We start from the raw sequence: 25,945 nt of genomic DNA, 5'->3' as shown, positions 1-25,945 counted from the left end.
AATATAATGGTAGTATAGTACTGAAAGGATTGGTTTGAAGATTATGGAAGTATTATTAGTAGGAATTGTCGGTCCTATCGATTTAGTAAATAGAATCATGGATCAAATGAATATAGAAAACGAATTAAATATTGAGTACAAACTATTTATCATTAAACACGTTGAAGAAACGAGGAATATTGAGCAGGATTTATTATTCGAATGTGATATATTACTTTTTGCTGGACAAATGGCATACGAAATATATATGAGTAGTCAATTAATTAATTACGTAGGGCCGATACCTATTTGCGTACATTATGATGGATCAGCAATTTATAAAACTTTGTTTGAACTTGCAATTGAAAATGCAGGCCAACTCTTTCAATTTACTCCTTTCACGATAGATGTGCTTAGTAAACTAGAGGTACTTAATTCTATTTCAGAGATTGGGTTAGAGGATCATTCTTTTATCCCCTTACAAAATGAAGTAACCTATACTACGAAAGACTGGGCAGATCAGCATGAAAGTAATTTTATGAACGGCAGTAGTAAATGCGCGATTACTTGTCTAACAAGTGTTGCAAAAGAATTGGAGCATCGAGGTATTCCAGTAAAAAGAGTAAAAGCTACACACGCTAGTATAAAATCAGCTATAAGTATATTAAATGCAAATATAGCCGCACTCCTAAATACTGAGCTTCAAACAACGGCTATATTAATACAATGGCATAAAACAGATAGAAGGCCTCAAAACAAATATCAATACTTCAGAACAAAAATTGCATTTGAAGAAATTATTATTGACTTTTGTGAAGAAAATCAGATGTCATTGACATTTATAAATGACACACAAGTTAATATATACACAAATAAACAAATGGCAAAAAATCTAACTGATAGATTTAAACGTTTTCCCTTGTTAAATAAGTTGGAAGAACAAATTGGTAGTAACATATCTGTAGGGATTGGGATTGGTGACGATACGTCAAAAGCCGAAATTCACGCTGAAAAAGCTTTGAAATTTTCAAATACAAAGAAAAAATCATGCTGTTATATTTGCAGTGAATATGGAGAATTGACAGGGCCATTATTAATAAATGACACTCCGCCTCTATCATTTTCAACTAAATTAAAGGAGGAACACTTAATAGAAATTTCAAATACAACTAATTTAAGTGCTGTTACGATCACCCGTCTAGTGTCATTACTAGAACATTCATCGACAAAAGAATTAACCGTTCATCATTTAGCGGAAGCATTTGATATATCATTAAGAGCAGCTAGTCGCATTTTAAAAACATTAGAGCAATATAACTTTGCAATGATTACTGGAGAAGAACAGCCACCTGGACGTGGGAGACCTCGAAAAGTATATAAAATTCAGATATAGACATTTTTTATTCTGTTGCGAGATAACTTCCAAATTAAGATCTACATAAATAAATGCTGAATTTATTTTTCTTTGAAATCACAAATAATAACCGTGATACGAACGGATTGGAGAAGTTCTTAGTTGATCTATTAATTTATACATATCCCTATGAAAAATCTCCCTTTATCAAAAGATAAAGAGAGATTTTCATTTCACTATTCAACTGTTTTCTTACTTCGATTTACAACTAACAATACTAATCCAAATACCGTTCCTGCCAACGATATTGCCGATACAACTAGATAGAACTGTTGTCCAGTTAATGCGTTGTAAAGAAATCCACCTGCATATGAGGCGATGATACTTGATACGCCGAAGAATAGAAGTGCTAGCACAGTTTGACCTGTTGCTCGCCATTCGACGGGTACAATACGATATAAGTATTGAATCGCGGCAGTATAGAAGATTGGGAATGTGAGCATTTGTAATAATTGGACGAATACTAGCATTTGCGGGTCTGTAATCCATGCTGAAATGAAAAACCGTACAAAGAAGAAAAGGGCTGCAATCGTAATAATTAGCATTTCCTTCCCTTGACGAAGCCACCAGAAGCTTAGTGCAAAAACGATAATTTCACTAGATGCAGCGAAGAAAAATGCTTGTCCAACAAGCTCGGTGCTACCACCTAGTGTACGTATATGGACACCTAAAAACGTATCATTCATACGTGCTGGCACCGAGCAAATAAATACGAGTATTAAAAAAGCCAATGTTTGCTTATTACTCAAAAAGCTCTTCAAGCCACCTATCGTTACTGGTTTTGAAGATGTCGGAGCATCGGGCATTTTCAAAATAATAAGAATCCCTAATACACCTAGTACTACAAAAAGGATACCAACACTGTTGTTACCAAAGTATGACATGATATAGCCTGTTACAAGCGACAACAGTGCATATCCTAATGCCCCGTATGTACGAATCGAACCGTAACTAATTTTCGCTGCTTCTGCTACTGTAAAATTCAAGCTTTCCATTAATGGGTCAATCGGCATTAAGAAGAAATAGACAAGCATCGCAAAAATGACTAATAGAACAAAGTCATTAACGCTAAACAAAAAATAGCCAAATAAACTAGCTACTACTAATAACAATAATAATATTTTCCGAATTGTTTTTGTCTTATCACTAATGAAACCCCATAACGGTTGCGTAATAATCGTTACGAACCCACCTGTCCCTACGACAAGTCCAATCTCACTCGGAGATAAACCACGCTCAGCTAAATAAACCGGTAAAAATGGTATAAACAAAGCAAGCATACCAAAAAACAAAAAATTGAAAATCTTTAATCTATGATGTAATTGCATATGTAAAAAAACGTCCTTTCAAACCACATCCTTATTTTACTAAGTATTTGAGTCTCATCTTTATCGTTACAAATGATAGGACCCTTTTACCGAGAACTGCAATCATATCATATTCATTGTCAAAAAGTGATAACTAAGTAAATATTTTTATACAATCAAAAAATAACTCCTAATCTACAAAGAGAGCACTGAAAAAGTCCATAAAATGAATTTTAGCCTTGGCTTTTTCTTCGATGCCGTTAATTTCCGTTCCGGCGGACGCTTTCCTGGGGACGAACCTTGAGCCTCCTCGTCGCTAACGCTCCTGCGGGGTCTCAAGATGTTCGCTAGTTCCCCAAGGAGTCGCCGCCTGCACTCCAATCAACTAGTTTTATCGTTTTTTTGAGTTTTTCATTCTTTCCGATTCACACCTAACCCTTTATTATAAAAGACTAATTCAAGGTGGTGCTGTCCATGATTTCTAAACAAGAAACATTCACTCTAAGCCCTTATATGGCGCTTTACGATTTAATTGTGCCTAAAGAGAATATGCTTCGTGAAATCAAGGAACTCGTTGATTTTTCTTTTATTTTAGAGGAGTTAAAATAAAATATTGTTTGAATAATGGACGGAATGCGATTCCACCGATTCGGATGTCATTACAAGATGGCTGTTATAAAGACGGTGCCAAAAGCAAAACGTATTCAGTTTCCATAAAATCAACCGAACATGAAGAGCAAGCAGCTTTTCAAGAAACGGAAAGATTCAAAGACTTAGCGAAAAAGCGCTATAAAATTGAAGCGAAGAATAGTGAGTTATTTACAACATAATAACACGGGTTCTTGACTCCGAAATTAAACACCTTTATTATCATTTTTCAATATGTATCAACAAAAGTGGCGATAAAGATCTAGTAAATAACTTTTTTATCTGTACTAAATACTATAAAATCCTTTTTTAAAAGAATATATTTTAAAGCTTATATAGAGGTATCTTAATGGCGTATTCCATCCATACTATTGAAAATTAGGTAGAGGAGAATTTATGAATTGGTTATTAATAAAATTCGCAATATTAGTTATATTACTTAATCCATTGCAGAACATAGCTAATGATGATAATTTTAATAAAAATCCTGTTCAAAGTGTGACAAGGGAAAGGGCTGTTGCAACATTACCAAAGGAGAATATCACTTTATATGCTACCGAAAGAGATGGATATTTACAAAAATTCAGATTAGAGGTAAATGGAAATAGTCGATTATTTCCCTATTGGATGAATGTTTCTGAGGAAGCTTTTAGTCCGAAAATATACTTTAATGATATAAACTCTAATGGAGAAAAAGGATTAATTATTGTATTAACAACAGGTACCGGGACTGGTATTATAGAACAAAATGTTCATGTGTTTCATAAAACTAAATCTAATCTTGGATATGTTTACAAAGAAATACTTGTGGATAATCCAATGGCTATTATTTCGAAAAATGTAAAAACAAATTTAACTAAGTCTGAAGCTATCATAAAAATAGGAAATAAAGAAACTGTCATAAATATTGAGAATTTAGGTATTAAACCCGAAAACCTGTTTTCAGACATAAGTACTGGAAATATAATTAAATTTGATGTTTTGAATAATGAATTGACAGCTATTATAGGGGCGCAAGTATCTCCTGTTGGTGGCTTTATAGGCAATTTTCACATTTCATATATATTTAAAGATAATATGTACCAAATGAAAAAGATTGAATTTATTGCAAATGAAAATTAAAAAGAGCATCCTACTTAAATTGGATGCTCCTGATTTCCTAATATCCTTCTACTAACTGCTCTAGTATAAGACTCTCCACCATTTATAACTGCTTTATTTTCCAATCGATTTCTACTTAATTGAATTTTATTCCATTAATATGTTAGAGCGACTCTATGTTACATGGAAGTTCATCATGATGACTTCTTATTGTAATGCCTGTTTTACCGACTCAATAGCATGGATTTTAGTAGTATCAAACAAAGTAATATTAGCATCCTGCTGTTTTATGAGCAGACCTATTTCTGTACAACCAAGAATAATGCCTTCAGCTCCTGCTTCGACAAGTCGATCGATGATGTCTATATACTTTTTCTTAGAAGATTCTTTTATAATGCCTAAGCACAACTCATCATAAATAATTTGATGTACAATAGCCCTTTCCTCTTCTTCTGGTACAATGACCTGAATATTGTATGTCTCCACACGGGACTTATAAAAATCTTGTTCCATCGTAAATTTGGTACCGAGTAAACCGATTTTCTGAATACCCTGTGCTTTAATTTGATTAGCTGTTGCATCCGCAATATGTAGGATTGGTATATGTATCTGATCTTCTATCACATCAACTACTTTATGCATTGTATTTGTACAAATGACAATAAAGTCAACCCCTGCTTTCTCTAAAGAAATTGCCGCATTTGCTAAGACACGCCCTGCACTTTCCCAATCCCCTACAGTTTGATAGCGTTCTATTTCCTCAAAATCCACACTAAATAAGATGCATTTGGCTGAATGCAAACCACCTAATTGATGTTTTACTTCTTCATTGATGAACTTATAATATTCTGCTGACGATTCCCAGCTCATGCCACCTATTAATCCAATTGTTTTCATATATTCCCCTCTCGATCCTTGTTATAAATGAGCTAAAATTAAATAAGAAGCAGATTACTTTGCTTAGTACTTGCTTCAAATTATATAACATTTTATTTATCAAAATATCGATAGATGTTCATTCTCATACCCGGCCACTTCTTGATCAATTCTTCCTGCTTCATGATTTTCCAAGCATTAAAAATAGTTTGACCTTGTTTATTGAAGAATAGGCCATTACCGATATAATATGCTGCATGTTGGATTACTTCATTGTCATCCAACCATGCGACTACATCGCCTGCCATAAGCTGTGTATCCTCTTCGAATGCTTCATACCCACACTGCTTTAGACCATTCAAAAATGCTTGCTGATGCACCCACTCTTGTAATAACCATTCGCTTCCCTTGCCACTCACAGCAAATAAAGCAGCTGCTAAGCAATTTGCACCTGACGTCGTTCCGTATGTATTCGCAATGGTCAGTAAATGCGGAGGTAGTTTTTCTGGAATCGCTTCACATACGCCATCCTCCCACCACTCTGCTACCATTTTCATAATCATCTTCTTATTGCTTTGCGGCAGCTCTTCCCACATTCTACGTTGCAAAACTACTGAATCCTCTATTATATAAGCCCCAGGCACAACTGATATATCTGAAAAGAATGTTACCGGTAACACCATGCCACGCTCTACTTCTACTTGTCGGCGTAGCAAGAATGCACGAATATCTTCAGCAACAGAGACAATCCAAGCTGGATTTGCCGCGATTACATGTGTTGCACCTTTAATATTCCAATATTCATAGCTGTTATTAAACTCCGTTTGTGTATATGAAGTATGGCCGTAAAACTCTGTTATTGGCATAACAAGTACATTTCGCAAATCTCCTTGGAGCTTCTCAACATCTCCTTCTGTTAAGAAGAATAAATCTTTCTTCGGTACAAAGTCCTCCACCCATTGTTGTAAAATCTCATCTGACGGTATAATAATCAATTTTCTCGCTCCTTTGTTCTATAAATATTTCATTATAATGTTGATAATTTTTACGTTAAAAACCTATTATACATTTCACTTAAAGGTGTTTATTTAACTCTACTAGGCTCTTGATTCTCACTATACGATTAAAATAACTGGATATTATAAACATTCCAATAACACCGAGTATAGATTTGTAATAACGTTTGATCAAAATGAATTTTTTTCTTACTAATCTGTATAGCAATTTTATAAAAAAGTTTTATTATTTCCATAGGTTCTTATTGAAGCACCCGTTCGTCCAATAAGGGCTTTAAACATTTATAATTCCCTATAGTAAAAATAAAAGAGAATAGATAGCAATACTCAATATCAAAACCAATGTAACCAATTTATCCATACTGTTTATCAACGGGTGAAAGGGGCATAAATACCCTCTTGAAGCACTAAGATATTCCCCCTACTTTATTACAATTAAACTCTATAGTGAACGCTTTCTCAGCTGATAAACCATTAAAACTATGGATACCTTCAATTCGAATGCTATATGTACGACCACCATCGATTAAAGAAGCCTCGTAAGACGTTTGCTCCCACTTGCCTTTAGAAATTGCTATACTTGTTATATTATTTACTTTTGCAAACAGCTGACGGTCATCACCTGCATTATATTGCGTTTCAAAGCTACCTGTAACTTCAATCGGAAGTATAAGATCCATAACATAAGTATGTGTTATTTTTGTCGTACCTTCAGTTCCATACGTAACGACTTGATTCGTAGTTGACGATACAGCATTTAATGCTTCCCGTTCTTCCGCCAAATATATATCGACCATATTTTGAACCATTTTTTCATATGCTTTCGGTTCTTCCCAATCTTTTGATTGAAACTGCTCAATTGGTGGCACTCCAAGACCCATACCTAATTTCCTTTGATTCACTTCTTCCACAATTTTCACATACTGCTTGTGATAATCTGCCTTTTGTTCTTTAGTTAATTTTAAAGGAGTTGCCGAATCCACTTTATTTTTATCAGAATTAGATATAGGCTCAACTTCAACTGTTTGTTCATCAACTAAAACCGCAGTCTCTACCTCTCCTTGTTTTTCTGTTTCCTCATTTTCATTACATCCTGCTAACATGACAGTTCCAAGTAAAATCCCTGCGTATAAATATTTTTTCATCTTCTCCCACTCCTTTTGAAATATTTGTTTATTACCCAATATTATACATTATAACTAAATGTAATCTACTACTTTATATCAGGTATGTTAATTAACCAATTTTAACCATCACCATTAAAATAGGAGGTATTTCCGCTACGGGATGCTCGCTTTCCGCGGGAGTCGAACCCCCTCCGCTACTATCAACTAAAAAATGTAGTAACATACGTTAATATTGAACATAAAAACCATTTTAACGGTAAATAACAACATAATATTCCCCTAATCAACACACCTGACTTTATATGAAAAAATATCGTTCAATTTCAAATATGCTTATTCAACTAACCTCCGTTGATACATCAATGTTTATAGAGGAAGGTTAGTTGAATTAAAGTTTTTATGTATTTAACAGAATAAAATGAAACCAATATTTTCCAAATCGTATAATAGAGAATTATCAAATTTTTATATTTGGAGGTACTGAAAATGTATGATTATAAATTTATTCAAGTTCAAGTAGGTGCATTAAGTGGCAAACCAAAATAAGATTATGAAGGTATTGTAAAAGAACATGCACAAGAAGGTTGGCGTTTACACACGCTTGAACCATTACCATTCGGTGCTGGTGGACAAGCACTTAAAATACAGCTTATCTTTGAAAGAGAACTCAAATAATATTGGGTATACTCGTTCTTATTCAAGTAACAGAGGCGTTGATCCAGGAAGGATTAACGCTCCTTTTTGTTGAAGTTATTAAACTAAAGAAGCCAGTTAGTTGAAGAAGATGAAACCAATTTACCGTTCATTCGCAATTTTATTAAGAACATCAGAAAAACCACAATTTAATGATTCAATCAATTGAAAGGTAATAACACAAGGAGTTTCTTTAATTGGAATTGGTTTACATATATCTAAAGGGGAGGTTTTCAAATGAAACATTCTACGAAAGTAACAGAATGCCCAAAATGTGGTGGAAAAGAATTGGGTAAAGGTAAGCGTAGTGGATATGGGGCTATGTTCCCAGTTAATAAGATGAACTTTGTTGGGGCAGTTGTTGAATACATTATTTGTACTGAATGTGGATTTATAATCGAAAGCTATGTAAAAAAGCCAGAGAAATTTAAGGGGACACTTTAGATGTTACTCAAGTAACGGGGGCGTTTCTGGAATTGGCAGTGACACTCTTTCACTAACGTGACAGAATAGTTAAAGAAATCATTGAAGGGTGAGGGGAATTATGGGTTCAAGAATAATGCACTTGGTTATTGCTAATAGAATTGCAGAGTGTCTATCGATAGAAGATAGAACACCATTTTTACTTGGAGACATTGCTCCAGATGCTGTTTCACCTAAAGACTTATCACATTTCTTTAAAGGGGAAGTACAAGATTATTCAAGAAGCATTGATTATAAAGGTTTTTTACATAAATATAGTTCGCAAGTAGAAAGTCATTATATATTGGGATATTTTACACATTTAATCGCTGATGATATATGGCTGAAAGGTTTTTATCTCCCTTGGTTGAAAAACAGAATGGAAGCTAATAAAGAAATATTTAATTTATACCATAATGATTTCCGATTACTGAATGGAAAATTATTAGAATACTATGGTTTTACAGATGAATTAAGAAAAAGGCTCAGTTATCTTCCTACAACCTTTGATTTGCAAGAGGTTAAGTCCAAAGATGTTGAAGAATTCATTCCTTATGTATTAGGCGATATGGAGTACGATATGGAAGTTATAAATGAAAAACTTAATGTATTTACGTTTAATCAGATAGTTGGTTATATAGAGACATCCGTTGATAAGGGTTTATTGAATATAAAACCTATACTTACTTAATATACTTTTAAATTATAACCTTCAACTAAAGGGGAGAATTTATGAAGAAATGGTTTTTGCTGCTTATAGGAATTGTAGTAATTATCATTGGTGTTTTTTTAATATTATCTAATGGGTTTTCAAATACTGAGAGCATAAAAGTGCAAAAATTAGATAGAGAGACGAATCAATTTGATGAAGGAATAATTATTAGAGACAGTTCTAAATTAAAAACTTTTAAAAAGATATTAAATGGAGCAAATCACGAAAGAAATATATCATATGAAATGGCTTATAGAGAGGATTTCAGAGTTACTCTGACATTTGAAGATGATACTACAGATGTTTTAAATGTATGGAAAAAGTCTGGTGATAGTACATTCATTATTTTATATACTAAAAATGAAGCCTTTAGGATTAAAAATGAGAGTCATCAAAAGGAATTTCTTGAAATACTAAATTCAAAAGTAGATTTTTAGCAAAGTAACGGAGGATTGAGTTGAAGATTACGGGGCTGCTTAGACGGCTCTTTATTCTTGTTGAATTAAAAGAGCTGGATAGTTGAAGGTTGTTGCATTTTTTAACTATAATGGTAAAATTAAGTAAAGTTAATTTCAAGAGATTATGTATTTTGAGGAGGGAATAATTATGAATATTGGAAACAAATATTTAAAGATTGTAATTGAAAGATTTAAAAGTGTAAAAAGCCTTGGAGATAAAACGATAAATCAATTATCTGAAGTGGAAATACTTTGGTCTTATAATATCGAGTCAAATAGTGTTGCAGTAATAGTAAAGCATTTGAGTGGAAATATGATTTCAAGGTGGACTGACTTTTTAACTTCAGACGGAGAAAAGGAATATAGAAATCGTGATGAAGAATTTATAGAAGATATATCTTCAAAATCCGAGCTAACTATTGTTTGGGAAAAAGGCTGGACAACCCTAATTGATACATTAACTGGTTTAAGTGAACAAGATTTATTAAAAAATATATACATTCGTGGAGAAAGGCATTTAGTTTTAGAGGCTATTGAAAGACAAATGGCACATTATGCTTATCACGTGGGGCAAATAGTTTTTATTGGTAAGCAAATAAAAGATAATAAATGGGAGAATCTCAGTATTCCAAAAGGAAAATCAGAAGAATTTTTAAACCAAATGCTTGATAAACACCAAGGCAAAATAAACAAAGATTAGATCAATCTTTTTTCAAAATGGAGTGTTTTTCGTTTCTTATTAAAAAAGGATTCGTTAAGGTTTTTTAATCAAACTATATTCCAAAGCTACAATAGAGGATTCTATCGGATATGCTGTTTATGTCCATTTATAGTCGGGTTAATTCATTAATAGCTGAACTCGATATCCCAAGATTGATTGTTGATTTCTAATTCTTCAATACGATCTACTTCAAAAGAATTATCTTTTTCAAAACTCTTTCCCCCTGCTCCTTTGATGATAAAAGCTAATCCGCCAATTGCGATTAATACAACAAATGCTACTTTAATTTTTTTCAATTTTTATTCCTCATTTCATTTAAGTTTAACTATTCCATCTTTGCGCTTATCTTTATTTAGCTTGCATTAATTTTTTCCGTTGCAGCGGATATGTAAATAATAATTGCATCGTTTTACTCTTATATTCATCAATTACTAAACCTGATAAAATGACAGCGGAAAAAATGAGAAATGTTATTCTAATCAAAATGTTTGTTAAAGACATGAATGCTCCGCTCGTCGGTTTAATTAAATTAGTCATCATCTCATTATGGTCGTTTTCCCTGCACCATTCAGACCAAGGAACCCATAGATTTCCCCTATTTCCACACTCATATTCACCTGATAAATCACTTCTTTACCATTAAATACTTTTGTAAAATTATTTGTTGTTAGTATATAACCCATGCTATATCCTCCTCTCAACAAGGGATTACCCTAATTGTAAAAAATGAAAATCTCTTTTTTCTTACTCATTTCTTACAAAAATTTTAAGTTCTAAAAAAACGTCGAAAAGCTTGTAGCAGAACCTCATCTACAAGCTCTTCACATATTTAGTATGAAACTTTTTTAACATAACAAAAAAACAGTTCAAGTTATTTAAATTTCTATCGAGTACTTCAATTTGTTTCATATATAGACTTTCATAGTATGTTGTAAGAATGTTTTTACGGTTAGTCTCATTTACATCAATCTTTGTAAGTGGAATATCATTTACTTTTGGCCGCTATCCACGTCATCTTCCCTATGAAAAATAGCTGTAAATGCTAAGTGAATAACAAAAAGCGTCAGTTATTGGTTTAACTGACGCTTTAAAAAATTCATTATTAAATTGATTGGTGTTTTTTTGCGTTACTGATAGTTGTTATTATAATTGTTATGATAGAAAACAAAACAATTGGAGTACCTAACAGAAAATAAGCGAATCCCTCAAACCCTCTTACTACTGTATATCCATAAGCAACTATTAATACTCCTAAAACCAATGTTGCCAAAGTATAAACATTTGTAGCTTTGGAGTACCCTTGTTTCTTTAATATCCATACTACAAGTGTTAGAACTACTCCAGCGATAATGCCATATAATAAAGGTAACAACATCATTAGTTTTCCTCCTTTCCATTTTAAGTTACCGTAAATTAGAATATATTTAAATATTTTGACTATACTCTAATTTTATCAAACCCTTTCTACTTTCACCATCTTTTCCTGCTGTTTTCGAGTACAAGCGCTGCCACAATATACTGTATGCCCGATTTGTCCACGCATCGTCACGATCATTCCCATCCTCCGTTTTCGTCATAGCTATACTTGGCATATCGGTACTCGTTGGATTGAACCGCTGTGCCAAGACAACTTTGTTTAAACTGCGTATACACGTTTACATATTATATGAGCTAGAGCTTGTTTGTTCTTCCACAATGATCTATCCCCACTCAATAGTATACGGTAGTTGAAAACCCTGAATATTAATAGGTTTCTCAGCTTTCTACGCTTACTTGGTGGGGTTTCCGGTGGGATATTATTCTTTTCCAAATAGTATTAGTAATAACGTACCCTCGATACAACTGTATGCTCCATTCCGAATGCCATTGACAGCGAGCCTTTCGGGGCATGATTCCCACGAGCCAACAGCCAGCTTTTTAAAAAACAACTGGCTCGCACCTAATAGGCTATCATGCCCCTGCTCACTATCAATGGTTCGCTACGCCATTCTACATTTGGTCTCCGTTTTATTCAATATATCTCATTGGACTTCCTTCTACTTCTTCTAAAAATATTGCAAGAGAAAAATAGCAATAAATTCTTCAAAAATGTCAGTTTGTAAATTTGAAATAAAGTCATATTTTGAAAATAATTTTATTACGGATTCACAAAATAATTATTTACAAATATTGTTTAAATTACGATTCTATGCCATCTTTTCTTTTTAATCATATATAATAAACATAATAATATTTATATATCTTTACATTAAACAATCAAATAGGAGGAATATAGTGGATTACTTATATATTGATGAAAAAGGGCCCCAAGAAACAATTAGGATAACGACTCCCTATGATGAAGAGAAGAAAATTAAGTTGGGAAATGACAACATGTATGTTTATGTTGCTGACTTAATCAAGATAAAGGAAGAAAGCCTCCATGAAATTGAAGAAAAATATGAATTGTTAGAAAGAAAATACATGTCTTCTAGAAAGTTTCCTGACAATAAAGAATTAAAGGGAAAAGATATTTTGGGCAAGAATTTCAAATATGGTATCGCTAGTCTTAAAGGTCGTGAACTAGATTTTTATAATTCCTTGTTTGACCTACTCCTTGAAAATCACGTTGATAATTTATTATTTTCAATAAATAAAATGTCTCTAGTTGCAGACAATAGATTGACAGGTTGGATTCTTGAATTAGAAGAAAAAAGATATATAGAATCGGCATTGCTTTTAAAATATTCCCTTGTAAAATATTTGGAGATTGAAGCTAGTGATAGTGTGATTCAATCTATTTTTGATTCAAATAAGGGAACTAGAGAAGTTCTTACAGAAATTCAGAAAGACATAGCAACTTTTGTTGAAAAGAACAAGCATATTCAGAGAATGAAGGTCCAAATAGAGGAGTATAGGAAGTTAATTCAAACGATTAGAAAAACAAAGCATTTAATTCAAGACACTCCTTTTACTGAAGTCTCATTTGATTGGAACAAGGTGTCATTTGACATTGACTTGTGGATTACAGAAATGTGCATTGCTAATAAATTTAATATGCAGTCGGCAGAACTGATTCTTGATGAAGGGATACCCTTAGAACCGTTCAAGAAATTAAATTTTACATCAATAAAAGAAGATGAAGATTCTACTACTCATGTCGGACTTCGAATTTCTGATGTTTTGGTCGTAATTTCAGGAAAATATATTTCAAGATTAGCAAATGATCTCAGGTATGATAAAGATAATCCAGAAAAAAGGAAACTTCTGCCTAATGATTGGTTTCAACTAGATGAAAAGCAATTTGATTTATTGAAAAAGATGAAGAAATATTTTTTTCCTAATGATTCAACCTATTGTTTTATAGTTGATACGTATTTTGATGATGCATTTCTATTTGAAACTTATTTTAGATATATAAGTTCTTATGAATCTTTTAATGGTTATAAAGAATATTTGGAAGCACACGTAGACCGACATTTTAATTATTTTGCAGATAATATTATGTCCAAATGGAGAAAAGCATTAGAAAACGAAAGAGGAACGAGAAAGAAATATGGGAGTATGATTTCTGGTATTAAAGCTGGAACTATCCGTCCTATATGATCAAACTAGTAACCGGGTTATTGAATAATAAAATATACAATTACGGAATTAACAGATAATGTGTATCACCATAAAACAATATTTCGAGCAAGTTTGGATTAAACTTTTTTATAATATATATAAATTATTTAAAAGGAAAGGATTCATTTTGATTAAACTTTATTCAAAATGAATCCTTTTTGGCTGTAAAATACGTATTTATAATATATTTTTTATCAAACTTTTTTCAATGCAACACATTCCTCATTTAAAAACCCCTTACGTTACTCTTATTTAATGCTTGATTCCCGTTAAATTTAAGTTTTGTCCGTTCTGCAGTTTTGATTTCAATATTTCCAGTCATTGCATCAGCAATTGCAGTATCAGCACCACTCCACATATGAGCATAATGCTTTAAAGTAATATCAGGACTTGAATGCCCCATACGTTGAGATAGAACAAGTACAGACACATTAAATTCATTGATAAGATATGACGCATGAGAATGACGCAATCCTTTTGCTTGTATCTTTCTCACTCCTGCAAGTTTGGAATATCTCTCAATTATTCGGGCTATCGTCGATTTAATCATCGGTAGTCCATCATAACTAAACACAAAATCATTTTCCTTACCTAATCCAATCTCTGTATGTCTAGTTCTCCAATTATATAAAATTTTATAGTGTCATCATCCAGTGCAATCATTCTCTTTCCATCCTCTGTTTTCGTATATGAATTTCGTTTCCAATCCGTTTTGTTTTTCATAATAAGCATATGATGAACACGTATATGTTTCTTCGTTAAATCAATGTCATTCCAATGCAATGCTGTACCTTCATTTACACGAACACCTGTCATATAATAAATCCATAACATAACAAAGTTTAAATGCTCATAAAAATCACCTATATAAATTTGGCTTACCACTTTTTCAAATTCTTGTTTTGTCCAATATGGTACTATTGCCTTCCCTTTTGGAATTGCCCGAACCTTTTTAGAAATATTGTGTTCCAAATATTGCATTTCTACAGCTTTATCTAAACTTTGGCGGAATGTTCCAAAAACTAGACTTGCATAGGATTGTGCATACCCAGCTCCACCATTTTCTTGACTTGTTAATAGCCACGTACGAAAATTTTGTACATCCTCAACTGAAATAGAACGAAGGGAGATAGTTGCAAATCTATCCCTTATCCTTTCTAGAATTCTTTGTCGAACAGAGAATGTACTTTCTTCAACTTCTGTTTGGTAATATGGTATATAAACTTCATTCATAAATTGCTCATAAGTCATTTTGTAGTTAGCATAACTGTTAACCTTATGATATTCTCTTTTTAATCGAGTTAACTCTTTGTTTGCTTCGAAAGCGGAAGAAAAAGGCTTACCATTTCCGTCTTTTCTTCCTTTTTTTCTTATTCGTTTTCCTGTAATCCGATCAATACCAAATTCTGATTGATAAAAGTAGTTGCCTTTATCATCAATATATACACCAGGATATTTCGTTGTTTTCTGTGTTTTATTTTCCATCTGAAATAATCATTTCTGACACTAGAGAAACTCCTAAAATGGACTCAACTACGTCCCTCGGAACTCGCCCTAGTCTTTTAAACGCTCATCTGTTATTTTCATGAGAGTTTTCGGACACTCCGTTCGGATAGCAGAGCTACCACCTCAAACCCTCATGAAAATAACGGTCATTAATAGCACTTATCATTTTAAGGCTTCATTAATTTTTGTATTTCAGCAATAAAGTCAAAATCTTTTTCTATAAATGGAGTTTCAAAATAAACAGGGGCTATATGTGTACCGTCTATTTGAATGTATCCTCCACCTTTTTCTGTAACCGTCTTATATTCAATATTATTAGTATCAAATATCATATTATAGCCAATGGAGTCCATAGCTCCCAAACCCGCTTTAAAACCCATTTGAGCACGAATATTCGTTGGTAAATCGTCAGCAGAAGGACGCTGCATAAGTATTTCTATCATGACGCCTGCTTGTCTGCCTTTCATAACAATTTGAAAGACGTAATCTAAGGCTTCTTTAGCAATTTTTTTGTCTACAGAATGCATGAAAGCCGAAAACTCATCAAAAATCACAATGACAACAGGCAAATTAAAATCTCGATATGTTTTCCCAAAAGCAGATACATCAGAAAAGTATTCCTTATAACGATTCTCCATTAGTTCAATAACTTCTCTTAATATTCGGCATATTTGGTTTGGCTCTGTAGCAACTTTGTTCTCAAATCCTGCTACAAATTGCAATAATGACAGATCAGCTTTTTTCGGATCTATGATGTATAAATCTGCTCTTGGAGTTAAACTCAAATAGGATACTATCTTTCCTAATATGAAAAAACTTTTTCCCGAACCTGTACCACCAACAATCAAGGAATGGGGCACTTTGTGAAGTTCGTAAGATATATTTCCAGAAATTCTAATTTCATCTGATAAGCTTGAATTACCAATTATTGAAGCCAAATGAATACGTTCATCTTTTCTTTTTAGAAAAGGATATTCAGCATAATTAATGGTTTTATTAAACGTATCTAATTCTAACCCTAGAGCCGATTCTAAATTTTCACCTAATAAGATAGCTTCTTTCGTAAATCTATCTCCATTTCTTGCTATTCGCACATACACTTTTTCGTTATCCTCTTTAAAAAATATTTGGATAACTCTCTCAATAATTCTTTCTTTTACGTTCTCCCCATCATTCTCAACTTCAACCACTGTTTCATCAAACAATTTCAAGGAATGAATCATATAAGCTAAATTATTAGCAATAACAGATTTGCTCTTAGCTTTTTGTCTTGTATAAAACTTTATAAAACTATATATGAAATATCCCAACAGCACTAAAAATAGAATATCCATGAGCCAGTTAAAACTGATAGAACGATAAATAATTGGTAGGTTAATAACTAAAGAAGGAATAGCTTCTCTTATTTTAATTAAAATCCAAGTACCCAAAACAATTGAACAAACAAGCAAGTAGAAAAGAAGCCTACTTGCTTGTTTGGGATATTGAACTTCTCTCCACCCGTCATTTTTCAGAGTGGAAATATTCCCAATTGATTTTAATTGTTTTGTAATCAATAATCGTACGTCTCTAACACTATTGAATAAGTTACGTAGCAATTTTTGATTCCTCTTCAGCTGCTTGTCGAGAAATTCCAACTACTTTTTTCACTCTCTTTGCTTTTACTTCTAATCTTCTTTTAAACAATCCCTCAACATACTTCACTTTATTATTTAGTGTTTCTAATAATTGATCAGCTTCCTCTTCCGTAAAATCATAACGATGTGTCGAAAGGTTACTGAGTAAATCAAGATGTGTCATCGCCCTTGCTAATCGCTTCTCTTTTAATTCCACGAATCTTTCTTTTTTTGTTCTCATACGATTTACCTTCTTTCTCTTGTCATATTAATTATCAATTACAATTTCACCATTGTTACCAATCCAATAATCACCATTGCCGATTGATACAGACTCTAAGAGTTCTTCCATGTAACCAAGAGCTTCCTCTCGTTCCTCTACCGACATGTTTTTCAAATCATCTTCGAACAATTAAATTCACCTCTTCCCAATCCTTCATTCAAATCAAAATACAAAATATAAGGAACCTTATTTGTTGCATTTAAGGTTATGATAACTTACACACTTAAACCAGTCAACAATTAATTGCAAAAAAATCTTTTTTACATTATCATATGGGTACATATAGTCAAATAATAAGATTTAGGCATTCCAACCAAAGGGAGTAGATAATAATGACAAAAGAAACCAGAGAAGAAAAATTTATACGTATTGCTGAAAAACGCATGAGTAGAATTTTTTCACAAATGAATCTTATCGCCAATTTAAGTAGTAAAAAGCATTATTCATATACAGACAATGAAATAGATGAACTTTTTCAAGCCTATCAAAATAAAGGAAAAGAAATAAAACTTTTTTTTGAGTCTTTATCTGACATTAATATTTCATTAACAACAGAATTTAATTTTTCAAGTGTCATCGAAATTGAAGATCAGTCGCTAACAAAAAAAGAGAAGTTTCGAAATTTAGCAGAATCCCGTATGAGCAAAGTTTTCCAAGATATGAGTCTTATCGCCAATTTAAGCAACAAAAAAAATTATTCCTATAGCTCTCTTCAAATTAACGAACTTTTCCAAGCCTACGAAAATAAAGGAAAAGAAATAAAACTTTTTTTTGAACCTCTTAATGTAAAATTCACTTTTTCACAGTAAAAAACCCCCAAGAATTTTCTTGGGGGTTTTTTGGTGGGGAACTATTTATTTTTATACTGCATTTAGTGACTAACACACACTATAAACATTGATAAATAAGCATTCACAAAGCAAATTGTATTATCTCTTTATTCCCACTCAATAGTTGCTGGTGGCTTAGACGTAATGTCATACAGTACGCGGTTGATATGATCAACTTCGTTTACTAAACGTAAAGTTTATGTGAGTTTCTACTATGTTTAAGGTTAAATTAGATTCAATTATTCGCAGTGTTTTGGTATCTAAATAGTAGCACGTTTTTTTAATGATAACAATTTTAACCAGTTCAAAAAATCCAATGCCACTTCTTTTGTTCAACGTATCATTGCTAGTTGATAAATAGAAACCTGTCAATCAAGATGTAACACCAGAGAATATCATATTTAACTTAGATAAACATTTCTTCAGCAAAACATTTGGATAAACATTCCAGTATATTCTTCTACAGTCACTTCACCGTGATTAAATGGCTCGATACTTATGAATCAATAAAAAATTAGACAAATGTTAGACGCTTCAATTGGATTAGGTAATTATGAAATTGACTCTTCTAAATAGATTTTGGTTATTATGTCCAATCCTCCTTATTCCTTTTTCATATGCTAAGAAAAAAAGCAGGTGAGAAAATGAGTCATGATGGACATAACTCTTCACGCAGAGATAGAGATAAAGAAAATATAGATTCAGCACATCAAGCATGCATTGACCGCGCTTATCGTATTCCCATATTTTTAAGTACGACAACGCATTTAAATGACAACCAACAACGGTTTCTAAACCGTCTAATTTTGGAGATTGAGAACGCTTTGCTTTTTCCGCGTACATTGCCTCTAAGCGAAAGTTATCCCGAATCGATTTTAACGGATATTCGTCGGTTAGTTTCATCAAGTTATGGAATGTTGGCAGTCAACCTTCGTCGGTTTAAAGTTGAAACAGTCGATGTCAATACCGGGCCCCTCCCACCACCCACTCCGGTCTGGGAAGGTTCCGTTTATTCGCAAGTAGAACCCTCAATGGCATTTCAATTTGGACTACCCTTATTATTAGTCAGGGAAGAGGATACCGACGCAAATAACGGAATTTGGGCAGGAGGAATTGCCCCACTCAATCTATTTATCGTGTGGCATTCTGAAACAGAAACTGTTGAACAATTCTTTAAAACGCCCGAATGGAGATCCGCCTTTGCCAATTGGTGTGCGCAAGTAAGAAATGCCTTTTACATTCAGACAGAACCTAAATTTAAATATAGATGTGATTGATCCTTTAGCTTGGCCAGCACTGTGAGTTTTCGCCTTCTGAAGAAACGTTAACTTTATTCATCTTTTGAATCGGTATAGCCTCATGTTTCATGAGGCTATTTTTTATTTTTAAAACTTGTCCACTTTCCAGATTTCTGCTCTATATTGAGGGTAGATGACTACTTACTTAACTGACTACGCCTATTTCACAAACAAAGACGACATGGACGAAGCGGTGAAGCTTTACCTTTCAGCACACTGGAACAACATGAACAACTTAATGGGAAAAAAAACCTCATTTACTTATGATACGGTTCTCCGCGACGTATCTAAATGAGTCTTTTTAAAAATCATATTATTTCTTTTGTTCTTTTTTAGAAGATTTCTCATGTTGAAGCAACTATTATCCACGAACCTCCTACATAACTCTTATTTTCCCATTTGAACTAATTACTCTGTGACATTGGATGATGATACTTAACTTATTTTGACCATTTACTCCCTACAGTTCTTACAGCTTTTGCTTTCCATACTGCTCTAATGGATAGTATATTCTCTTATTGCTATAGCTAACTCCTAAAAAAGGTGTTAAAATTGATAGAATTCTCTAAAAGGAGCACAAATATGCAACAAAAAACATCATTTTCTACCTATGCCATCATTGGTACAATGCTATTCGGCATGTTCTTTGGTGCGGGAAATTTAATTTTTCCGATTCAAATGGGGCAACTCGCTGGCACGAATTTTTGGCCGGCATTAATTGGCTTCCTCATAACTGCAATCGGACTGCCTTTTATGGGGATTTTAGCATTTGGTTTATCTGGGAGTAATGGATTGCGTAATTTAGCAGGTCGAGTCCATCCACTATTTGGAGTCGTCTTCGCAGTGGTACTTTACTTAACCATTGGACCGTTTTTTGCGATTCCACGGACAGCAACGGTACCTTTCGTAGTCGGTTTTGAACCGTATATCAATCCAACACATAGCAGTTTATATCTCTGGCTCTTTAGCTTTGTGTTTTTTGCCATTGTCTATTTTTTCTCTTTGAATCCAGCAAAAATTATCGACTATATCGGCAAATATTTAACTCCTGCGTTTTTAGTGTTTTTATTCATCTTAATTGTCATTGCCATCGTCAAACCGATGGGTCACTTCGGTAAGCCAATTGGTGACTATAGCGACTTAGCCTTTATAACAGGCTTTAAAGAAGGGTATAACACGATGGATGCTCTTGCGTCACTCGCATTCGGGATTGTTGTCATCCAGGCGATTAAGGGACAAGGCATTACCAATCCGAAAGAGATCGCGAAAACCACTTGGAAATCAGGCATTTTCGCCATGGTACTGATGATGCTGATTTACGGACTCATTACCTATATGGGGGCATCGAGCGTGTTGGCCATCGGGACATATGATAATGGCGGTTTAATCTTTGCTGCAGTGGCTCAGTATTATTTCGGATCATTCGGTTCCATTTTATTAGCAATTATTATCGTACTGGCTTGTTTAAAAACGAGCATCGGACTTATTACGGCTTGCAGCGAGTTTTTTAATCAAACATTTCCAAAAATAAGCTATAAATTGTACGTTCTAATACTATGTCTTATGTCATTTTTCATTGCTAACTTCGGTCTAAACAACATCATTCAATATGCGGTCCCCGTATTAATGTTACTGTATCCTTTAGCCATCGTTCTGATCTTATTAGCCCTTTGTTCATCGTTATCCGGCCATAAGCAGAGTGTTTACGCGACCTCAATGTTCTTTACTTTTTGTGTAAGCTTCTTCGACGGTTACAGTGCGTTAGTCGACAGTTTACCAGGCGCGTCTCTCTCCTTATTCGAATCTATTAAATTATTCTACATGGATTATTTACCATTTTACGATATTGGGCTTGGATGGATTTTACCAGCTCTAGTTGGTGCGTTTATCGGTTTTCTATGGCCATCGAGCGCTAAAAAAACCGCTGTTCAATAACCCTAGTTAGGAACCAGCTTAGAATAGCTTCTATGCTGGTTCCTTCTATTTTCCGTATTATAATTCCTATTGTAAAAAAACCTCACTTACTTATGATACGGTTCACCGAAATTAATGTTAACTTGTATTGATTATTTTCCCTCGTACGTCTATCTCTATTGATAAATGATAGAACAAGGCTGTTTTCGTATAGATTGTTGCTCTTTATTTTTGGCTCAACACTAAAATCTGTTCTTGATTAAAAAATAGTATAAAAAACATCTGTATCCGCTAATGTTGAGAGTACGACCAAACAACCTAGCGAGGTATGCAGATGAACTCTCGTTCTATCAATAAACTACTCAATTTACCAGAACTAAACGTGACGCAATTTCATCAAAAGGACGAGGGATATTTCATTCAAGTCGAACCAGTAGATCGGCTACAGGTTTGTCCTGTTTGTTCTTCTCATCAAACGATTCGCCTGTCTTGTACCGCCTGTCACGCTTCTTTTGTTTGGCAGTATGCTTGTGCTAAACCGAAGAAACGCTATACCAAAGCGTTTGAAACCACTCTTCCTGCACATGTTGTTGGTGCCACAATCATACAGGCCGCTCGTGTCACGAAGACACCTGCGTCAACGGTTGAACGGGTCTTTAAAATATGGCTCAACGACGAATGTGTACGCATTCAAAAGATGTGCCAACAACAGGCGCAATCGAGCAGAAAAATGGTTTTAGGCATCGATGATTTCGCCATTCGTAAAGGGCATTAAAGGGCATACGTATAACACAGGGCTTCACGATTTACGTGGTGGCGCATGAATACTAATTACCCTATATCATGGTAGATCGCCGGTTTTATCAGAATGCAGAGGAATAATTGAAAGAAAAAAAGCTGTTCATATTCCTGAATAAGAATTAGCTTTTCATAAAGGGCATTCCTATGCGAAAAGCGTATTAAACTCTACTACAAGCCGTGTGTTAGCGATTGTTTGTGGGTGTGACGAAGATAGATAACAGAAAAGGAAGTATTTTGAGCCCTTTCACTTTCAATGAGGAAGGGCTTCATTTGTGTTGCCAGGCATGTGACGACTTTAGCATATTAAATCGCCTAAACAACATTTTTTTCAAATAGCGCTTCGATTAAACCATCAAAAATTTCAATATGCTTCCCTTGAAATTGTTCTTTATGCAGTAACATAAGGAATAGAGCTTGTATACTTAACATCATGTCTTCCACAGGAACCCGAAGTGTAATTCCATAGGTCTGAAGCATATCCTCTTTTAAAAATGTTTCGTGCTCTTTTAATTCCTCCATTGCCCTCTCAGGTGACCGCGTAATAAGTAGTTGAAATTCTGAACTTGTGATATTTTTAAGCCAGTTCCCTTGATCATACTCACGAAATAACAATTTAATACTTCGCAACCAACCATTCTTATTCGGCTCGGCTTCTAAAATATCCATTGTCTTCTTATGAAACCCTTCAATTTTATATTTAATAACGTCCCAGAATAACAACTCTTTGGATGCAAAAAACAAATAGAAAGCCCCTTTAGAAAGCCCTACTTTACGGCAAATTTCATCGATATTCGTTTTCTTATATCCAAATATTGTCCACATTTGATCACATTCCATGATTAACTGTAGTTTTATTTTTTCTCTTTCTTGTTCTGTAAATTTCTTAGCCATAACTCTTCTCCCTCTATGACTATAAAATCCTTAATAGTCACAAAAACAATATAACATAAAATCACATTAATATAAAAGTGTTGACAGCAGATCCATAATATCGTAAATTATGTATGACTCAAAAATATTTTAAAGTCACAGAGTCAAAGAGAGGGATTCTACTATGAAAAAAATCATTAAGCAGCATTCACTTGCAAAATCTATGTTATTACATGTACTGCCTGGAATATTCCTATTGCCTATCTATCTACTCTTCTTACCGATTGTCCAAGAAGCCGGCTACCCCAATTTTATGGCTCTTTATCTAGCAGCTTTGGTCGGAGGCGTTCCCATTCAGCTTTGCATACTTCTGTTTGTCGCGAAAAAGCAAACGAACACCTATAAAATAAGTGCGATTCTTTCATTCAAGAACAAATTAACAATCAAAGAATATATTATTTATGTTCCGATTTTACTTCTTGTCTCAGGTGTGCTCGTTTCTCTAAGTGCCCCTATTGATCAGTTCCTATTCGATACCGTATTTTCATTTATGAAAACAAAGTTTAATTTTACAGATATTCATTTATTGGGCGAGTCTCACTCCATTCTAGTCATAACTGCTATAATAGGCATCTTAACCAATGGATTACTTGCACCTTTTGTTGAGGAATTATATTTCAGAGGGTATTTGCTTCCACGTATTAGCCGATTTGGAAAGATTGCTGTTATCCTAAATGTTGCTGGTTTCTCTTTATACCATTTATTTTCACCATGGCAGTTTTTTAGTCGATTATTCGGAATTATTCCTTGGGTATGGGTCGTTTGGCAAAAGCAATCTATCCGACTCGGAATGTTTGTACATATGACAATTAATACACTGTCGTCTATTTCGCTAATCGTTATGGCTAGTTAACCTTTGACTATGAGATCATTGAAAGCTATCATCATAATGCGAAGAATGGTACGGGTATATTTCTGATGAAGCATTCTTATGCTAAGCCTTATCAGAAATAGGGGTAAAGCAAAAGACTATTAATAGAAAGAAATTAAAAAACTTATAAAAAAGAAGGAGACCGTTCATATTTGACGGTCTCTCTGGGTTTATCATTTATACTTGTACTTCACTCATTAAAGCCTGGATATCTTTAATGCCATTATAAAAGAAATGCTTGTTCATTTTTGAAATGTAACACTTCACTTCGCTTAAAAATACAACAAAAAAATCGTTTAAATCTAAGTGTTCTTCCGCAATCGCGCCCGATTACGGGAAATCATAATCACTTCTATTAGCTGGTTTAACTTAAATTTCCTTTTTAAAAGCAGTTAGAGATAAACGATCATTCACTCTTGTTTCTCCTATTTTTGAAAATCCGTTTTTTTCATAGAAATTTACTGCGGGTATATTTTTAGAACCCGTTGATACTATTATTGTTTCAATATCTTCTAAATTGCTCTCAATGAAATCCAGTAACATCTGGGCAATGCCTTTTCTAAAATATTTGGGATGCACTATTAACCGATGTATATCCATTACATCATTTTCTACTTTTATAGAAACGGCTCCGCATAACTCATCACTTATGTAATATCCATAGAAGGTTTCTCCACATAGCTGCAACTTTTCAACAGTATCTTTTAATGGTGGGATATCATAAAAGTCAGTTATTTCTGCCTCTACCTTATACGAAGGGATTTGAACGTTTAAAACTTCTTCAGCACATTTTGGACGAGTAATATCAATTTTTCTTATCAAAACTATACCTCCTACAATTAGATTATTTTTTATATTCTTATAAAGTGCGAATTGTATCCTTGGTGATTTCCGCTAATTTCACTGGACTCATGCTTTTGTTCTAATAACGCTCAAACATTCAATACAGTCTATTTTGGACAATTTGAGATTTAACTACTCCAGCAACCCATTATGCACTAAATTCTTTCAAGTGCTTCTATAAATTTATTAATTCCTTTAAATTATCCGTATTATTACTTGTTAAAACGGGAATTAATTCAGTTATTTTTTCAATATCCCAGTCCCACCACTTAATAGTTTTATGAATATCTATCGTTTCCTCATCAAATCTATAACGTAATAATTTTGCTGGATTCCCGCCTACAATTGAATAAGGCGGAACATCTTTGGTCACAATAGCATTTGTTGCGATTATAGCACCATCACCTATATTAATCCCCGGCATAATCGTAGCATTATAACCTATCCAAACATCATTTCCTATTACCGTATCACCTTTGAATCCACCACTTAAATTTTCTAAACCAGCTTCCCAATCTCCACCAAATGCCCCAAAAGGAAAAGTCGTGAAAGCAGTTGTATTATGATTCGCACCATTCATAATAAATTTGGCATTAGAAGCAATAGCACAAAATTTCCCGATTTTTAGTTTATCCCCTATAAAATCAAAATGATAAAGGACGTTTTTCTCAAAGCCTAATGGATCATTGTTATCGTCATAGTATGTGTAATTACCAATTTCAATATTTGGATTAACCACTACATTTTTCAAAAAACATAGGCTTCTAATATTCTTCATCGGGAAAACACTTTTTATATCCGGTCCACTCATTAAACGACACCCCTAAAATATATTGATTGGCTTCAATATCTATCATTTCCACCTTTAAACCTTTCAACTTCTTTTTCTAAATAGTCAAGACGTTTATGAATTCTATAAATAATTGGTAAGTA

At 33.5% G+C, this 25,945-nt stretch carries 26 protein-coding genes and 5 pseudogenes; 15 read left to right on the top strand and 16 right to left on the bottom strand.

What is annotated here, in order from left to right:
* Positions 1-43: 43 nt before the first annotated feature.
* The gene (locus tag JFL43_RS09530; RefSeq protein WP_200748865.1) at positions 44-1,372 is read left to right on the top strand and encodes a helix-turn-helix domain-containing protein; all 1,329 of its coding nucleotides are present in this window, start codon (positions 44-46) and stop codon (positions 1,370-1,372) included.
* A 197-nt stretch (positions 1,373-1,569) separates the two neighbouring features.
* Here the strand turns inward: JFL43_RS09530 and JFL43_RS09525 are convergent, their stop codons facing one another.
* Complete coding sequence (locus JFL43_RS09525) at positions 1,570-2,721, bottom strand: MFS transporter (RefSeq protein ID WP_200748864.1); 1,152 nt, start codon at positions 2,719-2,721, stop codon at positions 1,570-1,572.
* A 453-nt stretch (positions 2,722-3,174) separates the two neighbouring features.
* Here JFL43_RS09525 and JFL43_RS09520 point away from each other — a divergent pair.
* The 3 genes and pseudogenes from JFL43_RS09520 to JFL43_RS09515 all read left to right on the top strand — a co-directional run.
* Positions 3,175-3,356: pseudogene (locus JFL43_RS09520) on the top strand (IS5/IS1182 family transposase); the annotation flags it as partial.
* Between the two features lie 3 nt (positions 3,357-3,359).
* Positions 3,360-3,518, top strand: a pseudogene (locus tag JFL43_RS23480) (IS5/IS1182 family transposase); the annotation flags it as partial.
* Positions 3,519-3,744: 226 nt separating this feature from the next.
* A complete protein-coding gene (locus JFL43_RS09515) occupies positions 3,745-4,470 on the top strand; it encodes a hypothetical protein (protein WP_200748863.1) in 726 nt (241 codons plus the stop codon).
* A gap of 186 nt (positions 4,471-4,656) precedes the next feature.
* Here the strand turns inward: JFL43_RS09515 and JFL43_RS09510 are convergent, their stop codons facing one another.
* The 3 genes from JFL43_RS09510 to JFL43_RS09500 form a co-directional block, all read right to left on the bottom strand.
* Positions 4,657-5,346 carry an aspartate/glutamate racemase family protein gene (locus JFL43_RS09510; protein ID WP_200748862.1) on the bottom strand — a complete coding sequence of 230 codons (690 nt, stop codon included), beginning with the start codon at positions 5,344-5,346 and terminating at the stop codon, positions 4,657-4,659.
* 92 nt (positions 5,347-5,438) lie between these two features.
* Positions 5,439-6,320 (bottom strand): hypothetical protein, encoded by an 882-nt coding sequence (locus tag JFL43_RS09505; protein ID WP_200748861.1) that lies wholly within the window; start codon positions 6,318-6,320, stop codon positions 5,439-5,441.
* A 428-nt stretch (positions 6,321-6,748) separates the two neighbouring features.
* Positions 6,749-7,486, bottom strand: coding sequence for a hypothetical protein (locus JFL43_RS09500; RefSeq protein WP_200748860.1), 738 nt, complete (start codon positions 7,484-7,486; stop codon positions 6,749-6,751).
* A gap of 540 nt (positions 7,487-8,026) precedes the next feature.
* Here JFL43_RS09500 and JFL43_RS23475 point away from each other — a divergent pair.
* The 5 genes from JFL43_RS23475 (at position 8,027) to JFL43_RS09475 (ending at position 10,493) form a co-directional block, all read left to right on the top strand.
* On the top strand, positions 8,027-8,143 hold the full coding sequence (locus JFL43_RS23475) for a DUF4177 domain-containing protein (RefSeq protein ID WP_200748892.1): 117 nt from the start codon (positions 8,027-8,029) through the stop codon (positions 8,141-8,143).
* A gap of 255 nt (positions 8,144-8,398) precedes the next feature.
* Entirely contained in the window at positions 8,399-8,605 is a 207-nt protein-coding gene (locus tag JFL43_RS09490; protein ID WP_100796935.1) for a transcription initiation factor TFIIIB, read from the top strand.
* A gap of 100 nt (positions 8,606-8,705) precedes the next feature.
* On the top strand, positions 8,706-9,314 hold the full coding sequence (locus tag JFL43_RS09485; protein ID WP_200748859.1) for a zinc dependent phospholipase C family protein: 609 nt from the start codon (positions 8,706-8,708) through the stop codon (positions 9,312-9,314).
* 41 nt (positions 9,315-9,355) lie between these two features.
* Positions 9,356-9,772: a hypothetical protein gene (locus JFL43_RS09480; RefSeq protein WP_200748858.1), complete on the top strand. Its 417-nt coding sequence runs from the start codon at positions 9,356-9,358 to the stop codon at positions 9,770-9,772.
* A gap of 169 nt (positions 9,773-9,941) precedes the next feature.
* Complete coding sequence (locus tag JFL43_RS09475; protein WP_200748857.1) at positions 9,942-10,493, top strand: DUF1572 family protein; 552 nt, start codon at positions 9,942-9,944, stop codon at positions 10,491-10,493.
* A 146-nt stretch (positions 10,494-10,639) separates the two neighbouring features.
* Here JFL43_RS09475 and JFL43_RS09470 read toward each other — a convergent pair whose 3' ends face one another.
* The 4 genes and pseudogenes from JFL43_RS09470 to JFL43_RS09455 all read right to left on the bottom strand — a co-directional run bounded on the left by JFL43_RS09470 (position 10,640) and on the right by JFL43_RS09455 (position 12,106).
* The gene (locus JFL43_RS09470; RefSeq protein WP_157812987.1) at positions 10,640-10,810 is read right to left on the bottom strand and encodes a hypothetical protein; all 171 of its coding nucleotides are present in this window, start codon (positions 10,808-10,810) and stop codon (positions 10,640-10,642) included.
* 55 nt (positions 10,811-10,865) lie between these two features.
* A pseudogene (locus tag JFL43_RS23470) lies at positions 10,866-11,197 on the bottom strand (ATP-binding cassette domain-containing protein); the annotation flags it as partial.
* 419 nt (positions 11,198-11,616) lie between these two features.
* Positions 11,617-11,892, bottom strand: a complete 276-nt coding sequence (locus JFL43_RS09460) for a YesK family protein (RefSeq protein WP_200748856.1) — start codon at positions 11,890-11,892, stop codon at positions 11,617-11,619.
* A 46-nt stretch (positions 11,893-11,938) separates the two neighbouring features.
* Entirely contained in the window at positions 11,939-12,106 is a 168-nt protein-coding gene (locus tag JFL43_RS09455) for a hypothetical protein (protein WP_200748855.1), read from the bottom strand.
* A 682-nt stretch (positions 12,107-12,788) separates the two neighbouring features.
* Here JFL43_RS09455 and JFL43_RS09450 point away from each other — a divergent pair.
* The gene (locus JFL43_RS09450; protein ID WP_200748854.1) at positions 12,789-14,099 is read left to right on the top strand and encodes a hypothetical protein; all 1,311 of its coding nucleotides are present in this window, start codon (positions 12,789-12,791) and stop codon (positions 14,097-14,099) included.
* A gap of 247 nt (positions 14,100-14,346) precedes the next feature.
* Here JFL43_RS09450 and JFL43_RS09445 read toward each other — a convergent pair.
* The 4 genes and pseudogenes from JFL43_RS09445 to JFL43_RS09430 form a co-directional block, all read right to left on the bottom strand.
* Positions 14,347-15,605 (bottom strand): annotated as a pseudogene (locus JFL43_RS09445) (tyrosine-type recombinase/integrase).
* 188 nt (positions 15,606-15,793) lie between these two features.
* Positions 15,794-17,224 (bottom strand): FtsK/SpoIIIE domain-containing protein, encoded by a 1,431-nt coding sequence (locus JFL43_RS09440; protein ID WP_234447699.1) that lies wholly within the window; start codon positions 17,222-17,224, stop codon positions 15,794-15,796.
* Positions 17,214-17,483, bottom strand: a complete 270-nt coding sequence (locus JFL43_RS09435; RefSeq protein ID WP_234447698.1) for a hypothetical protein — start codon at positions 17,481-17,483, stop codon at positions 17,214-17,216. The genes JFL43_RS09440 and JFL43_RS09435 overlap by 11 nt, the downstream gene beginning before the upstream one ends.
* A 27-nt stretch (positions 17,484-17,510) precedes the next feature.
* The gene (locus JFL43_RS09430) at positions 17,511-17,654 is read right to left on the bottom strand and encodes a hypothetical protein (RefSeq protein ID WP_200748853.1); all 144 of its coding nucleotides are present in this window, start codon (positions 17,652-17,654) and stop codon (positions 17,511-17,513) included.
* Between the two features lie 203 nt (positions 17,655-17,857).
* Here JFL43_RS09430 and JFL43_RS09425 point away from each other — a divergent pair, with 203 nt between their 5' ends.
* Positions 17,858-18,334: a hypothetical protein gene (locus JFL43_RS09425; RefSeq protein ID WP_200748852.1), complete on the top strand. Its 477-nt coding sequence runs from the start codon at positions 17,858-17,860 to the stop codon at positions 18,332-18,334.
* Positions 18,335-18,462: 128 nt separating this feature from the next.
* Here the strand turns inward: JFL43_RS09425 and JFL43_RS09420 are convergent.
* Positions 18,463-18,552 (bottom strand): annotated as a pseudogene (locus JFL43_RS09420) (GMP synthase (glutamine-hydrolyzing)); the annotation flags it as partial.
* Between the two features lie 447 nt (positions 18,553-18,999).
* Here JFL43_RS09420 and JFL43_RS09415 point away from each other — a divergent pair.
* The 3 genes from JFL43_RS09415 (at position 19,000) to JFL43_RS09400 (ending at position 22,342) form a co-directional block, all read left to right on the top strand.
* Positions 19,000-19,632 (top strand): hypothetical protein, encoded by a 633-nt coding sequence (locus tag JFL43_RS09415; protein ID WP_200748851.1) that lies wholly within the window; start codon positions 19,000-19,002, stop codon positions 19,630-19,632.
* Positions 19,633-20,235: 603 nt separating this feature from the next.
* Positions 20,236-21,588, top strand: a complete 1,353-nt coding sequence (gene brnQ, locus JFL43_RS09405; RefSeq protein WP_200748850.1) for a branched-chain amino acid transport system II carrier protein — start codon at positions 20,236-20,238, stop codon at positions 21,586-21,588.
* A gap of 313 nt (positions 21,589-21,901) precedes the next feature.
* A complete protein-coding gene (locus JFL43_RS09400) occupies positions 21,902-22,342 on the top strand; it encodes a hypothetical protein (RefSeq protein WP_200748849.1) in 441 nt (146 codons plus the stop codon).
* Positions 22,343-22,680: 338 nt separating this feature from the next.
* Here JFL43_RS09400 and JFL43_RS09395 read toward each other — a convergent pair whose 3' ends face one another.
* Entirely contained in the window at positions 22,681-23,259 is a 579-nt protein-coding gene (locus JFL43_RS09395; protein WP_100796928.1) for a TetR/AcrR family transcriptional regulator, read from the bottom strand.
* 163 nt (positions 23,260-23,422) lie between these two features.
* Here JFL43_RS09395 and JFL43_RS09390 point away from each other — a divergent pair, with 163 nt between their 5' ends.
* Complete coding sequence (locus JFL43_RS09390) at positions 23,423-24,151, top strand: CPBP family intramembrane glutamic endopeptidase (RefSeq protein WP_200748848.1); 729 nt, start codon at positions 23,423-23,425, stop codon at positions 24,149-24,151.
* A 387-nt stretch (positions 24,152-24,538) separates the two neighbouring features.
* On the opposite strand, the gene JFL43_RS09385 is transcribed toward JFL43_RS09390, so the two are convergent.
* A complete protein-coding gene (locus JFL43_RS09385; protein ID WP_200748847.1) occupies positions 24,539-24,991 on the bottom strand; it encodes a GNAT family N-acetyltransferase in 453 nt (150 codons plus the stop codon).
* Positions 24,992-25,187: 196 nt separating this feature from the next.
* Positions 25,188-25,823 (bottom strand): CatB-related O-acetyltransferase, encoded by a 636-nt coding sequence (locus tag JFL43_RS09380; protein WP_200748846.1) that lies wholly within the window; start codon positions 25,821-25,823, stop codon positions 25,188-25,190.
* Positions 25,824-25,945: the final 122 nt, after the last annotated feature.

Origin of the sequence: Viridibacillus soli, assembly GCF_016612995.1 — a bacterium.
GTDB classification, from domain to species: Bacteria; Bacillota; Bacilli; order Bacillales_A; family Planococcaceae; genus Viridibacillus; species Viridibacillus soli.
The sequence above is the reverse complement of the archived record's forward strand: the minus strand, read 5'-3'. Positions and strand labels throughout refer to the sequence as shown.